Genomic DNA, 13565 nt, shown 5'->3' on the forward strand with positions numbered 1-13565 from the left:
CGCGATGGTGCTTAGGTACGAGACCCGACTCGACCTGGGTTGGAGGACACGCGCACCGATTGGTGACAGAGTGTGGCCAGCCCCGACCCAGGAGTGACGCCGTGACCACTGCTCCCGACCCGGCACCGCAACCGGACTCCGAGCCCGTCGACCCCGCCCCGACCCGGGTGGCCACCGACGATCCGACCCCCACCGCCACCCCGCTCGCTCCCCCGCCGGTGCCGCCCGCACGGGAGCCGTTCTGGCGGCTCAGCGGCCGGGATGCCCTGGCGATCGGAGCGCTGGCCCTGGTGGGCCTCCTGGTCGCCGGGTTCATGGTGGTCAGCGCCGTGCAGCGGTCGTTCGACGCGGCGATGGGTGGCTACCCGGTCGAGAACGCCGAGTACGTGGTGGAGCGGACGACCCTCGGCTCGGAGGTCACGCTCTCGGGAACGGTGCAACCCACCCAGCGGCTCGATCTGTCCTTCACCAGCGAGGGCGACGTGACGGCGGTCAACGTGAACGTGGGCGACACCGTCACCGCCGGCAGCGTGCTCGCGACCATCGACGACGCGGAACTGCGCCAGGCCGTCACCGACGCGCGGGCCGAGGTCAATGCGGCGTGGACCGACTACCAGAACGCCCGTCGCTCGGGCAGTTCGGCCGAGGTCACCGCCCTGCGCTCCGAGCACGCGGTGAAGGAGCAGGCGCTCACCGAGGCGGAGAAGGCGTTGGAGCAGGCCAGCCTGGTCTCCACGATCGACGGCGTCGTGGCGGCGGTCGACGTCCACGTGGGCGACAGCGTGGGAGCGGGCTCGACGACATCGGCGGCGGACGCGACCGGTGCGGCCACCAGCGGTGGAGCCGCCGTGGTGGTGATCTCCCACACCTTCCAGGTGGACGCCACGGTCGGCGGCTCGGAGCGCTCCCGGCTGTCGATCGGCATGCCCGCGACGGTCACGGTCTCGTCCTCCCCCGACCCGATCCCCGGCACGGTGACCGGCCTCGGTGTCGTGGCGGAGGCGTCCCAGACGGAAGGACGCCCCGGGGCCGCGAACTTCCCGGTCACGGTGACGCTGGATGGGCAGCCCGCGGACGTCTTCGCCGGCATCGCGGCGATCGTGACCCTCTCCACCGACGCGTCCGAGGCCGTCCTGGCCGTCCCCATGTCCGCGATCATTGACTGGGGCTCGGGCACGGACGGGACGGTCATCGTGCTGCGCGACGGGGCGGAGGTGCCGACCCCGGTGACCCTGGGCGAGACCGGGGGCGACATGGTGGAGATCGTCTCGGGCCTGGAGGAGGGCGACACCGTCCTCATCACCGTCGGCATGATGACCACCGACGGCGCGGTCGGCCCGGACGGCATGCCCCTGGACGGCTCCGCGGCGGCGCCGGCCCCGGAGGCCACCCCGTGAGCGTCCCGGTGCACGACGCCGCCGAGGTCGGTGCGCCGGCGTCCGACGTGGCCGACCCGCTGACCGACCCCATCCCGGTGCTGCAGCTGCGCAACGTGTGGAAGACCTACGCCTCGGGCGCGGTGCAGGTGCACGCGCTGCGCGGCGTCGACCTCGACGTGCACGCCGGGGAGTACGTGGCGATCATGGGCCCGTCCGGTTCGGGCAAGTCGACGCTGATGAACATCATCGGCTGCCTCGACGTCGCCTCGGCGGGCCAGTACGTGTTGGACGGCGAGGACGTGGCGCGCACGAGCGACAACGACCTCGCCGACATCCGCAACGAGCGGATCGGCTTCGTGTTCCAGCAGTTCAACTTGCTGCCGAGCCAGCAGGCGTGGCGCAACGTCGAGCTGCCGCTGTGGTACGCCCGCGTCCGCTCCGCCGAACGCCGTCAACGCGCCCTCGACTCCCTGGCCCGCGTCGGCCTCGCCGATCGTGCCCACCACCGGCCCAACCAGCTCTCGGGCGGCCAGCAGCAGCGCGTCGCGATCGCGCGGGCGTTGGTGACCGACCCCGCCCTGATCCTCGCCGACGAGCCCACGGGCAACCTCGACTCGGTCTCCACCGAGGACGTCCTCGGGTTGCTCGACGAGCTGCACGCAGCTGGCCGCACGATCGTCCTGATCACGCACGAGCAGGAGGTCGCCGAGCGAGCGCAGCGCATCGTGCGGGTGTTCGACGGCCGGATCGCCGACATCGCGGTCGGGGCCGCATCGTGATGACGTGGTGGGAGACGATCCGCATCGCGGTGGCGGCCATCGTGGCCCACCGCGTCCGCTCGGCCCTCACGACGCTGGGCATCATGATCGGCATCGCGGCGGTCACCTTGTCCGTGGGGCTGGCGCAGGGGGCGTCGGCGTCCATCACCTCGGAGATCAACAGTCTCGGCTCCAACACGCTGACCGTGATGGGCGGCTACTCCGGCCCGCTCGACTCCGGCATGGGCGCCGAGGCCGCCGAGATGGTGCCCCTCTCGCTGACCGATGCCCAGGCGTTGGCCGACCCGGACGCGGCCCCCGACATCACCGGGGTGGCGCCCGCGATCCAGACCGGCTTCGACCTGTCGGCGGGCGACACCGCGGCCGTCGTCAGTGGGGAGGCGACCACGGCCGACTGGTTGGACGTCCGCGGACGCTCCCTGGCGGCCGGCACCTTCTTCACCGCCGAGCACTACGACGAGGGCGCGCCCGTGCTGGTGCTCGGCACCACCACGGCGACCACCCTGTTCGGCGACCCGCAGGCCGCCGTCGGCTCGATGGTGGCGGCGGGGGGCAGCAGCTTCCGCGTCGTCGGGGTGCTCGGTGCGGCCGGGGGCATGATGGACACCGACGACCTCGCCGTCCTGCCGCTCACCACCTACCAGCAACGCCTCGGGTACGGCGACGAGTCGCTGTCGTCGATCTACGTCCAGGCCGCATCGGACGCCAGCCTCAGCCAGGCCTACCAGGAGACGCAGAGCCTGCTGACGGCCCGCCGCGGCGTCGACTCGATCGAGCAGGCCGGCATCATGATCATGACCCAGCAGTCGCTGGTGGACGCCATGGCCGCCGTGACGAACACCCTCACGTTGCTGCTCGGCGGCATCGCGGCCATCTCGCTGGTGGTCGGCGGCATCGGGGTGATGAACATCATGCTCGTGTCGGTGTCGGAGCGGTTCCGCGAGATCGGGCTGCGCAAGGCGCTGGGTGCGCGACGCCGCACGATCCTCGCCCAGTTCCTCACCGAGGCCGCCATGCTGGCCGTGCTCGGCGGTGCCTTCGGCCTGGGGCTGAGCGCGCTGGTGGCGTGGATCGTGACGTCGTCGAGCCCCATCACCATCCCGGTCTCGGTGCCGACGGTCCTGACCGCCCTGGGCGTCTCGGCCGCCATCGGCATCATCGCCGGCGTCTACCCCGCCTCCCGGGCCGCCCGGCTCGCCCCCATCGACGCACTCCGCCGCGAGTGAGGAGAACCGCGCATGTCTGACCTCCCCGCCCCCCTGCCGCCCGCCCGGGTGAACCCACCGGCCGGCGGCAGCCGGCGCGACATCGCCGCGCTGCGCCGGCGGCGTGCGTTGATCGCCGTGCTCGCGCTCGTGCTCACCGGCGGGGCGCTGTGGAGCGCCGCCCTCGCCCAGGAGCGCGCACGCGATGGCGGTGACCGCTACACCACCGTCATGGCCACCCGCGGGTCGGTCACCCAGGTGCTCACCGCGGCCGGCACCGTGCAGGAGCTCAACGACGTGTCCGTCCGCTTCCCCGCCGCCGGCACCGTCACGGAGGTGCGCGTGGCCCCGGGGGACGCGGTCCGGGCCGGGGACGTCCTGGCCGTCATGGACGACGCCGCCCTGCGCACCCGCGTCCTGCGGGCGCAGGCCGACGTGGACGCGGCCGCCCTCGCCCTGCAACAGACGCGGCAGAGCGCCGAGGCGGTCGAGGACGCAGCCGCCGCCGAGTCGGCCCCCGTGGGGTTGTCGACCGGAGTCGACGGGCTGGCCGACGCCATCGCCGAGCAGACGGTGCCCGACCCGGCGCCGCTGCCCGAGCTGCCCCCGGCCCCGGAGCCGGGCATCGACCTCGGGCCCCTCACCGACCTGCTCGCCCGGGCGGACGCCGCCGCCCTCGAGGTTGCGACCCGCCGCGAGGCGGCGGACGCCGCCCTGGCCGCCGTGCGCGAGCAGTGCCCGCTGCCCGACGGGCCGGCGACGCCCACGCCGGATCCGAGCGCCGAGCCCACCGACACGCCCAGCCCGACGCCGGGGCCCACCCCCAGCTCGGGCCCGGCCCCGGATCCCACGGCCACTCCGGATCCGACCGTCGGGCCGGTTCCCACGGTCGGTCCGGATCCGACCGCCACTCCGGACCCGACCGGCACCCCGGACCCGACCGCCCCTCCGGACCCGACCGGCACCCCGGCCCCGACCGCCACTCCGGACCCGACCGGCACCCCGGACCCGACCGTCACTCCGGATCCGACGGCCGCGCCGCAACCGACCGACACCCCGGACCCCACAGCAGCACCCGATCCCACCGCCGACCCCACCGCAGCACCCGATCCCACCGCCGACCCCACAGCAGCACCCGATCCCATCGCCGACCCCACAGCAGCACCGGATCCCACCGCCACCGCGGATCCCACCGTGACGCCGACGCCCGATCCGTCCACCACGCCGGGCCCGACCGCGCCCCCCTCCCCCGAGCCCAGCTCCCCGGCCCCCGATCCCGAGGCCTGCGTGGCCGCGCTGGAGGCGTCCGCCACCGCCCAGATGGCTCTGGACGAATCCCAACGGGCGGCCGGTGACCTCAACGCCGAGGGGCTGGGCCTCCTGCAGGCCCTGGTCGGCGCCCTGAACGAAGCGGTGACCCAGGTGCAGGCCTGGGCGGCGGGCGCCGTGGAGTCCCTCGCTGCCGCGTGGGAGGCCGCCGCCACCCCGCAGGTCGTGGTGGTGCCGGCTCCACCGTCGGCACCCGTGCCGGGCCCGTCCCTGCCCGACGCCTCGCTGGGCGACAGCGGAACCCAGACGGGCACACCGGTCGTCCAACGATCACCGATCGTCTCGGCCGAGGTCGCGCTCGGCAAGGCGCGACGGGCGCTGGAACAGGCCACGAGCGATCTCGAGAACGCGAGCCTGCGCACCCCCGTGGACGGCGTGGTCGCCTCCCTGCCGTTCACGGTCGGGTCGGTCGCCTCGCCGACGCAGCGAGCCGTGATCTCCACCCCGGGCGGCATCCGCGTGACGATGACGATTCCCGCGTCCGCCTTCACCTCGGTCCAGCCGGGCCAGACAGCGCAGCTGCGGGGCAGCGGCGGAGCGCAGGCGCAGGCGTCCGTGCTGACCAAGAACCTGGTCCCGACAGGCACCGGCGCCTACCCCGTCACCGTCGTGAGCACCGGCGCGGACGCCGAGGCGTTCGCCCCGGGCACGAACGCGACCGTCGAGATCGAGGTGAGCAACGCCACCGACGTGGTGGTCGCGCCGCTGACGGCCGTGACCCGCACCGGGACGTCGGGGATGGTGCGCGTGCTGGCAGGCTCGGACGTGGTGGACGTGCCGGTCGAACTCGGCAGCGTCGGGGACACGCGGATCGAGATCATCAGCGGCGTCGAGGTCGGCGACCGCCTGGTGGTGGCCGACGCCGAGCTGCCCCTGCCGAGCCTGGACTGGTGACAGTCCACCCCGGCACGGCGATAGCGTGACGGGGTGAGCCCGCAGCCCCCCACCCCCGCTGCGCGGACGCTCGGGGCACGGCTGGCGTGGCCGGGCGTGCTGCCCGTCGCCGCCGTGATCGCCGGCGGTGCCCTCGGCACCGCGCTGCGGGCCGCCCTGACCCACGCGTGGCCCCCGCAGGCCGAGGGTCTGCCGTGGGTGACCTTGTTGATCAACGCGAGCGGTGCCCTCGCGCTGGGGACCCTCTTGGGGTGGCTGGGCACCAAGCCGGACGCCGGCGTCCGCCGCCTGCTGCGCCTTGGGTTGGGCACCGGCCTGCTGGGCGGCTATACCACCTACTCGACGTTCGTGCTCGAGTCGGTGACCCTCGCCGGGGCCGGCCGCCCGGGGGTCGCCCTGGTGTACGCCGCCGCCTCGCTCGTGGCCGGGTACCTCGCCGCGGCGGTGGGCCTGACCCTCGGCATCCGGGGGCAGCGTGCCACGCCGCGACTGAAGGGGCGCCGACGGTGGGGGCCGACGCGATGGGGGTGACGGGATGGGCGGTGGCCCTCGCCGGCGGGCTGGGTGCCGGGGCGCGGTTCTGGCTGGACGCCCTCGTCGTCAGCCGGTGGCGGGGGCGATGGCCCGTGGCGACGCTGGTGGTGAACGTGCTCGGGTCCTTGCTGCTCGGCCTGCTCGTGGGCTGGGCGGGCGCGGCGCACCCGGTGACGCGTTCCGTCATCGGGGTGGGGTTTCTCGGCGGGTTCACCACGTTCAGCACGGCGAGCGTCGAGCTCGTCCGGCTCCGGCGGACGGAGCCGCCCTGCGCCACCCCCGGGCGGACCGCGCCGAACGGCGACGGCGCCTCGCATGGCTCCCGTCCGCCGAACGGCTCCCGCCCGTCGCATGACTCTCGCCCGTCGCATGACTCTCGCCCGCTGAATCGCTGGGGCGTCGTGCTGGGGCTCGGGCTGCTCATGTTCGTGGCGAGCGTGACGGCGCTGGTCGTCGGGCTGTGGCTGGGGGCGTCCGCCTGAGGCTGGCCGCGTGGCCCAGGTCAGAATGTCCGAACTATTGATTGACCCGGCCCAACGCCACTGCTAGGTTCAGCCCAGCCGTCATCCGGCCGCCTCCGCGCGGGGCTGACCCAGAGTCGGGTAGGAACCTGCGTCACTCAAGGAAGAGGATCGACATGCGTACTGGCATTTCCCGACGGACCCTCATCGCCGGCGGCGTCGCCGGCACCGCGGTGCTGGGCCTCACGGCCGGCTGCGGTGGTGGTGGCACCACCTCGGGGTCCGGCGCCGGTGGCGACGGCGGCGATCCGGGCACCCTGCAGTTCTTCCTCTCCGGCGACGCCAACCAAGGTGGCGGTTTCGCGCACATGGCCGAGAAATACGGCGAGGAGACCGGCGTGACGGTCGAGATCGTCGACATCGCGAACGACGACCTCCGCACGCGGCTGCGCAACGCCGCCCAGGCCAACGCCCTGCCCGCGCTCGCCCGCGTCGGCGCCGTCGACCCCGTCTGGATGAACGTGACCCGCGACCTGCGCGAGCTGGTGGCCGAACACAACATCATGGCCGACCTGGCCACCACCGGCGAGGACGGCTTCGTCTACTCGGTGCCGACCGACGTGACCGCCGTCGGCCTGTACCTGAACAAGACCCTGTTCGACCAGGCCGGCGTGGCGTACCCGACCGAGGACGTCGACGTGTGGAGCTGGGACGAGTTCGTCGACTCCGTGCGCCAGGTGCAGGCCGCCACGGGGGCGTCCTACGGCATGGCCATGGACCGCTCCTCCCACCGCCTGAAGTCGTTCCTGTACGAGTTCGGCTCGACGCTGTTCCAGCCCAACGCCGAGGGGGTCTTCGAGACCAACGACGCGACGAGCACTGCCCTGGAGTACTTCCACAACCTCAACGACGACACCTTCATGCCGCGCTCGGTGTGGCTGTCCGAAGCCGACGGCAACGCCCTGTTCAAGTCCGGCGACGTCGTGTCGTACTACTCGGGCTCGTGGCAGATCGCGGACTTCGCCGAGAACATCGCCGATTTCGAATGGGTCTCGGTGTACACCCCACGGCAGCCCACCCAGGCCGTCCAGTACGGCAACGCGGCGTCCATCGTCGTCTTCGAGGGCGACCAGGCCGACGCCGCGTACGACTTCGTGAACTGGCTGTACCAGACCGAGAACTATCGCGAACTGGCCGAGACCTCCGGTTTCCTGCCCGCCACGACGGACGCCGAGATCACCTACGCGAACAACCAGGCGGCCTTCGACCTCTACAACGACGAGATCGCGAACGCGGCCCCGGTCGTCGGCGAGATCAAGCAGATGGAGATCGGCTTCGAGGCGGAAGGGCTGAGCACGGAGGGCGACCCGCTCCGTGACGAGGTGATCCGGTACCTCAACGACGAGATCGACCTGGGCACGGCGATCCAGAACGTCAGTGACCGCATGACCGAGGCGTTCGGCTGAGCACGGGGGCGACCGGCATGGCTGAGACCACGACAGCTGCGGCTCCCTCGGGCACCACCGCCATGCGGCGCCGGACGCGCCCGGGCCAGACCCTGGTGCCCCTGCTGTTCATCGCGATCGCGTTCGTCCTGTTCTGCGTCTTCTTCGTCGGCCCGGGCGCCTTGGGTCTGTACTACTCGTTCACGGACTACCGGGGCGTCGGCAGCCCGCGGTGGGTGGGACTGGACAACTACCAGCGCCTGTTCGCCGACGAGCAGTTCTACGCGGTCCTCGGCCGCACGCTGACCTACACCGTGCTGTCGGTGCCGGTGCACGTCGTCGTCGCGCTCGGCATCGCGCTGTTGCTCACCAGCGCCGCCACCCGTTTCCAGACGGTGGCCCGGGTGATCTTCTTCATCCCTTGGCTCATCTCGCCCATCGTCGCCGGCGTCATCTGGCGTTGGCTGTTTGGTGAGAACTTCGGCCTCATCAACTACCTGTTCACCGTGGTCAACCTGCCGACGCAGCGGTGGGAGACCGACGGCAACCTGTCCCTGCTCGTGCTCATCCTGGCCGGCACCTGGGGCGGGACGGCGTTCAACATGCTGCTGTTCATCGCGGCCCTGAAGAACATCCCGAAGTCCTACCTCGAGGCCGCCGAGATCGACGGGGCCACGTCGTCCCAGCGCTTCTTCCGCATCGTGCTGCCGCTGCTGCGGCCCACCATGTTCCTGGTGGTCCTGCTCGGCACGCTCGGGGCGATGAAGGAGTTCGCGTTGGTGCAGGCCCTCAACGGCGGCGGGCCGGGTACGCAGAACATGTTCATGGTGCAGTACATCTACCGCACGGGTTTCGAGCGCGCCCAGATCGGCTACGCCAGCGCCGTCTCGATGGTGCTCATGGGGATTCTCGTCGTGATCGCGATCATCCAGATGCGGTTCGACCGGCGGGAGGACCTCGCATGAGGGCGCGCGCCGTCAGCATCCCCCTGACCCTGCTGCTCGTGCTCGTGGCGTTGGGTTTCCTCTTCCCGGCACTGTGGTTCCTGCTCAGCTCGTTCAAACCCGGCAGTGAGCTGTTCTCCCTGCCGCTCTCGCTGTTCCCCCGCACCTGGACCCTCTCCGGCTACGAGACGGCCTGGACGCGATTCGACTTCTGGCGGTACTTCTACAACACCGGTCTCGTCGCCGTGATCACCACGGCCCTGACCGTCATCGTCTCCGCCCTGACCGGGTACGCCTTCGCGAAGTTCCGCTCGTGGTGGCTCAGGGCATTCTTCCTGTGCATCCTCGCCACCACGATGCTGCCGACCGAGGTCATCATGCCCTCCACCTTCGCGATCATCCGCGACCTGGGGCTGTACAACACGTTGGCCGGCATCATCGTGCCGTCGATCATCACGGCCACCGGCATCTTCATGTTCCGGCAGTACTTCCGCACGATCCCGGACGAGTTGCTCGAGGCCGCCCGCATCGACGGAGCCAGCGAGTTCCGCATCTTCACGCGCATCATGTTCCCGCTCGCGCGCCCCATCGCGGTGACGCTGGCGATCTTCAGCGTCCAGTGGCGCTGGAACGACTACATCTGGCCCCTCATCGTGCTCAACGACCCGAACCGCTACACGCTGCAGCTCGCGCTGCGCTCCATCGTGGGCGCCGACAACATCAACTGGTCGGTGCTGCTCTCGGCGTCGGTCATCTCGCTCATCCCGATGGTCATCCTCTTCGCCGTCTTCCAGCGCTACATCATGAACGCCGACATCAACTCCGGCCTGAAGGACTGACCCATGAGCGTGGCCGTCCCGGCCGAATCGCCGGCCCCAGCCCACGAGGGCACCAGCCGCCCCCGGGAGGGACGGTGACGACGCCGCTGCGCATCGAGCTGGACCGGACCAGCCCCGTCCCGCTCTACCACCAAGTGGCGGCGGGCATCGAGACCGCCATCACGGAGGGCCGGCTGCGCGCCGGGGTGCTGCTGGAGAACGAGGTGGCGTTGGCCGGGCGGCTCGGCATCTCTCGACCCACGGCGCGGCAGGCCCTGGGTTCTCTGGTGGACCGCGGCCTGCTCGTGCGGCGTCGGGGCGTGGGAACCCAGGTGGCCCCGGAGCGCGTGCGGCGCCCTGCGGGGCTGACCTCGCTGAACGAAGACCTGGCTGCGTCCGGGCGTCGGCCGGACACACGCATCCTTGAGTACTGCCCCACCGAGGCCACCCCAGAGATGTCCCGCGAGTTGGAGGTCGACGCCGGCACCTCCGTCGTGGTCGTGCGCCGGCTCTGCCTGGCCGACGCCGAGCCCATCGCGGTGATGACCAACCTCCTGCGGCGAGAGATCGCGCCGGCCGAGGCGGAGCTCGCCGAGCGGGGGCTCTACGCGTCCCTGCGCAGCCGAGGCGTCCAGCCCGCGCTCGCCCGGCAGCGCATCGGGGCCAGGCTGGCCACGGAGTCCGAGGCGCGCATGCTCCAGGAGCCTGGCCGGACGCCGCTGCTCACCATCGATCGGATCGCCTTCGACGACACCGGCGCCGTCATCGAGGTCGGTCACCACTACTACCGAGCATCGCGCTACGACTACGAGACGACGCTCTTCGCACGCTGACGGTCGGGGCAGGTCCGCCCCGCCTGGCGTGCCCCAGGGTTGGCTGGCGTCCGGTCTACGCCCTGCCACCCGCTACGTCCGCAGTACCACCCGGAAGCGGTTGTGGATGCGGGGCCGCAGGGTCGGATCCACATGGCGTGGGGGGATCACCTCGGCGGGGCCCGACTGCGGGAGACGCACCTGCCACCGGCGGGTGGGGTCGTCCTCGGGGCGCGAACTGGGCTCCACGATTCCGTGGTGGTGCGGGCAGACGAGCACGAGATTGGCCAGGCTGGTCCTCCCGCCGGCCCACCAGGGCTGGATGTGGTGGGCGTGGCAGGCGACCGGGGGCGCGTCGCAGCCGGGGAACACGCAGCCGCGGTCCCGGGCCTCCAGGGCGGCGCGCATGGCGGGCGGCACGAGCCGCTCGGCGCGGCCGGCGTCCAACACCACGGACGCGCCGCCGAGCACCACGGGCAGCACCTCGCAGTCGCACAGCCACTGCCGCAGCTGCGAGGGCGCGATCGGCTCGTCGGTGGCGAGCAGGCGTCCCGCCAGCGGTCCCACCCCCGTCGCGGCGCGGGTCAGGGTCTCCCAGCTGCAGGTGACGACCACGCGGGGCCGGTCACCGCCGTGCACCGGCGTCCGCCCCTGCCGTTGCAGGAGATCCGCCATCGCGCACAGCGCATCGGCCCGCCGCATGCCGGGCGTGAGTTGCTCGGCGTTCGCATCGAGAACCTCCGCGCCGCGGCGGATCTGGTCGGCGAAGGCGTCCAGCACCGTGGTCACCGCCTGCGCCGCGCCGACCGGCAGGCTGCCGCGGATCAGTACCGAGCCCGCGTGATCCGGCCTGAACGACAGGAATCGCGACCGCATGGCCCGCAGCAGCTCCCGCTCCAGGCGCCGCTCCTCGGCCTCCTCCGCGATCTGGGGCGCCACCAGTTCGAGCAACCGCCCCGACAACCGGCGCAGCTCGACCGCGTTGTGCCGGCGCGCGAAGTCGACCATCATCTCCTCGGCCCGGCCGAGGGTGGCCTCGGGCAGGTCGTCGGGCAGCTGGCCCAACACGTGGGTGATGGCGGACGCCTGCGCCGGCAGCATCGCCCCGGCGTGCACCGCCTGGGCGACCTGCGGGAACCGCCGCCACTCCTGCCCCGACCGCACCAGCGCGAGCGCTTCGGTGCGGGTCAGGTTGGCGACGTCGGCCAGCCAGGTCGCCGCCGATGTCCCGTGGGCGCGGACCGCGACCTCCTCGTCCTCCACACGGGCCACGAGCGCGGTCTGCCAGGCCTGCACCCGCCCGGTGAGGCGCACCGCCTCGTGCGTGAGCGCGAGCACGTCGCGGTCATCGGGCAGCCGCAGCCGGTCGTCGGTGAGCGCGTCGAGGGCGGCGTGGACCAGGGCGACCAGCTCCAGGTCGCTCAGGTGGTGCAGCTCCTCCGTCATGGGAACCACCCTAGGAGCCGGGTCTGACATTTTTTCCGGACCTCGCCCTCGACGAGGGACAATGACTCACGAGTCGATCACATGTACGATTCGCGTCCAGCCCGCCACCCCACCACCCTGACCGGCCAACGGGGCTGTCCCAGGGAGCCGATGGCTGGTCGCCCCGACCCGGGCGCCTCAGCCGCACCCGGGTCGGTCCCGCGCACGTCAGTCCTGGGCGTCCGCCCTCTCGAACGTGGCGGCGTACTCGCCGAGGTCGAGCTCATCGGCCGTCACCGTGGCGCGGCCGTTGTAGACGTCCTCGTCGATCTCGCCGGTCGCCTTCGCCACCAGCATCGCGACGAACGTGTCCCCGTTCACGTTGAGGAACGTCCGGAAGATGCCGGTGAACCAGTCGACCGCGATGAGGAGCCCGACGGCTTCGAACGGGAGTCCCAGCGACGTGGCCAGGAACATCGCCACGACCGGGAACCCGCCCGGCACCGTGATGGTGCCCATGTTGAGCAGGATGGCCAGGCCCATGCCGAGCACGATCTGGCCCGGCGAGAGCGCCACGCCGCCGGCCTGGGCCAGGAACATCACGACGATCATGTAGTTGAGCACCGCTCCGTAGGAGCCCATGGTCAGCCCCACCGACAGCGTGAAGTTCGCGACTCGCTGGCTGATGCCGACCTTCTCGACCGCATTGCGCAGCACCGTCGGGAAGGTCACGGCCGAACTGGTCGTCGTCACCGCGATGGCGGTCTGCTCGGCGAGGTGGCGCGGCAGCAGGGCCGGGTTCAGGCCGGTGCGCACCGCCACCACGGCCACCATGAGCGCCATGAGGATCAGGACGCCGAGCAGCGTGGCGCCGAGGTAGGACAGCGCGGTGGTGACGACCGCGAAGCCGATGCGCCCCGCCAGGTCGGCCAACAGGCAGAACACCCCGATCGGAGCCAGGTACATGACGTAGCGGATCATGGTGAGCACGACCTGCTGGACCTGATCGATGACGTCCAAGAGCAGCCGGTTGCCCGTGGCCGCGATCTGGACGTTGAGCGCGAACCCGAACAGCAGCGAGAACACGATGATCGGGATCATCGCGGCGGTCGACATCGCGTTCACGATGTTGGTGGACACGAACCCGAGCATTGTCTCCTGCCACCCGGTGGACGCCGAGGCCGACTCGGCGAGCGACGGGTCGACCTCCCCGGAGTAGACCATGCCCACTCCCGGCCGGATCAGCGCCGCGAGCCCGTAGGCCACGAGGGCCGCGACCGCGGAGAAGCCGAGCATCCATCCGAAGGTCCGCCCGGCGAGGCGACCGGCACCCGCACCGGTCATCGAGCCGGTGGCCACGATCACCGACGTCATGACGAGCGGAACGATCGACATCTGGATGAGCCGGATGAACATGCTGCCGACGAAGGCCAGGTTGCCCGCCCACTCGCCGACGATGAGGCCGAACACGATGCCGGCGAGGGCAGCGACTCCGATCAGCAGGGCGGGATTCTTGAGGATCTTCACGGTGCGGGACCTC

12 protein-coding genes are annotated in these 13565 nt (G+C 71.8%); 10 read left to right on the forward strand and 2 right to left on the reverse strand.

What is annotated here, in order from left to right; genetic code table 11:
• Positions 1-101 precede the first annotated feature (101 nt).
• The 10 genes from IFY26_RS14395 to IFY26_RS14440 all read left to right on the forward strand — a co-directional run bounded on the left by IFY26_RS14395 (position 102) and on the right by IFY26_RS14440 (position 10621).
• Positions 102-1397 (forward strand): efflux RND transporter periplasmic adaptor subunit, encoded by a 1296-nt coding sequence (locus tag IFY26_RS14395; RefSeq protein ID WP_232549695.1) that lies wholly within the window; start codon positions 102-104, stop codon positions 1395-1397.
• Positions 1398-1456: 59 nt separating this feature from the next.
• Positions 1457-2158: an ABC transporter ATP-binding protein gene (locus tag IFY26_RS14400; RefSeq protein ID WP_269779575.1), complete on the forward strand. Its 702-nt coding sequence runs from the start codon at positions 1457-1459 to the stop codon at positions 2156-2158.
• The gene (locus IFY26_RS14405) at positions 2158-3384 is read left to right on the forward strand and encodes an ABC transporter permease (RefSeq protein ID WP_232549770.1); all 1227 of its coding nucleotides are present in this window, start codon (positions 2158-2160) and stop codon (positions 3382-3384) included. Before IFY26_RS14400 ends, IFY26_RS14405 begins: the two co-directional genes overlap by 1 nt.
• A 12-nt stretch (positions 3385-3396) precedes the next feature.
• Positions 3397-5586, forward strand: a complete 2190-nt coding sequence (locus IFY26_RS14410; protein WP_232549696.1) for an efflux RND transporter periplasmic adaptor subunit — start codon at positions 3397-3399, stop codon at positions 5584-5586.
• A 33-nt stretch (positions 5587-5619) separates the two neighbouring features.
• Positions 5620-6117, forward strand: coding sequence for a fluoride efflux transporter FluC (locus IFY26_RS14415; protein WP_232549697.1), 498 nt, complete (start codon positions 5620-5622; stop codon positions 6115-6117).
• On the forward strand, positions 6093-6602 hold the full coding sequence (locus IFY26_RS14420; RefSeq protein ID WP_232549698.1) for a fluoride efflux transporter FluC: 510 nt from the start codon (positions 6093-6095) through the stop codon (positions 6600-6602). Before IFY26_RS14415 ends, IFY26_RS14420 begins: the two co-directional genes overlap by 25 nt.
• Positions 6603-6757: 155 nt before the next feature.
• Positions 6758-8047, forward strand: a complete 1290-nt coding sequence (locus IFY26_RS14425) for an ABC transporter substrate-binding protein (protein ID WP_232549699.1) — start codon at positions 6758-6760, stop codon at positions 8045-8047.
• Between the two features lie 17 nt (positions 8048-8064).
• Positions 8065-8991, forward strand: coding sequence for a carbohydrate ABC transporter permease (locus IFY26_RS14430; protein ID WP_232549700.1), 927 nt, complete (start codon positions 8065-8067; stop codon positions 8989-8991).
• Positions 8988-9809 (forward strand): carbohydrate ABC transporter permease, encoded by an 822-nt coding sequence (locus tag IFY26_RS14435; RefSeq protein WP_232549701.1) that lies wholly within the window; start codon positions 8988-8990, stop codon positions 9807-9809. The genes IFY26_RS14430 and IFY26_RS14435 overlap by 4 nt, the downstream gene beginning before the upstream one ends.
• Positions 9810-9883: 74 nt before the next feature.
• Positions 9884-10621 (forward strand): GntR family transcriptional regulator, encoded by a 738-nt coding sequence (locus tag IFY26_RS14440; RefSeq protein WP_232549702.1) that lies wholly within the window; start codon positions 9884-9886, stop codon positions 10619-10621.
• Between the two features lie 72 nt (positions 10622-10693).
• On the opposite strand, the gene IFY26_RS14445 is transcribed toward IFY26_RS14440, so the two are convergent.
• Positions 10694-12046 (reverse strand): HNH endonuclease signature motif containing protein, encoded by a 1353-nt coding sequence (locus tag IFY26_RS14445; protein WP_232549703.1) that lies wholly within the window; start codon positions 12044-12046, stop codon positions 10694-10696.
• Between the two features lie 207 nt (positions 12047-12253).
• On the reverse strand, positions 12254-13552 hold the full coding sequence (locus IFY26_RS14450) for a dicarboxylate/amino acid:cation symporter (RefSeq protein ID WP_232549704.1): 1299 nt from the start codon (positions 13550-13552) through the stop codon (positions 12254-12256).
• Between the last annotated feature and the right edge of the window lie 13 nt (positions 13553-13565).

It is taken from the genome of Propioniciclava soli (assembly GCF_014858005.1).
GTDB lineage: Bacteria > Actinomycetota > Actinomycetes > Propionibacteriales > Propionibacteriaceae > Propioniciclava > Propioniciclava soli.

Excerpts from the sequence above, each read along its gene's own strand:
- IFY26_RS14405 (WP_232549770.1), top strand. The coding sequence starts at position 2,158 with ATGACGTGGTGGGAGACGATCCGCATCGCGGTGGCGGCCATCGTGGCC.
- IFY26_RS14410 (WP_232549696.1), top strand. The coding sequence starts at position 3,397 with ATGTCTGACCTCCCCGCCCCCCTGCCGCCCGCCCGGGTGAACCCACCG.
- IFY26_RS14425 (WP_232549699.1), top strand. The coding sequence starts at position 6,758 with ATGCGTACTGGCATTTCCCGACGGACCCTCATCGCCGGCGGCGTCGCC.
- IFY26_RS14430 (WP_232549700.1), top strand. The coding sequence starts at position 8,065 with ATGGCTGAGACCACGACAGCTGCGGCTCCCTCGGGCACCACCGCCATG.
- IFY26_RS14435 (WP_232549701.1), top strand. The coding sequence starts at position 8,988 with ATGAGGGCGCGCGCCGTCAGCATCCCCCTGACCCTGCTGCTCGTGCTC.
- IFY26_RS14445 (WP_232549703.1), bottom strand. The coding sequence starts at position 12,046 with ATGACGGAGGAGCTGCACCACCTGAGCGACCTGGAGCTGGTCGCCCTG.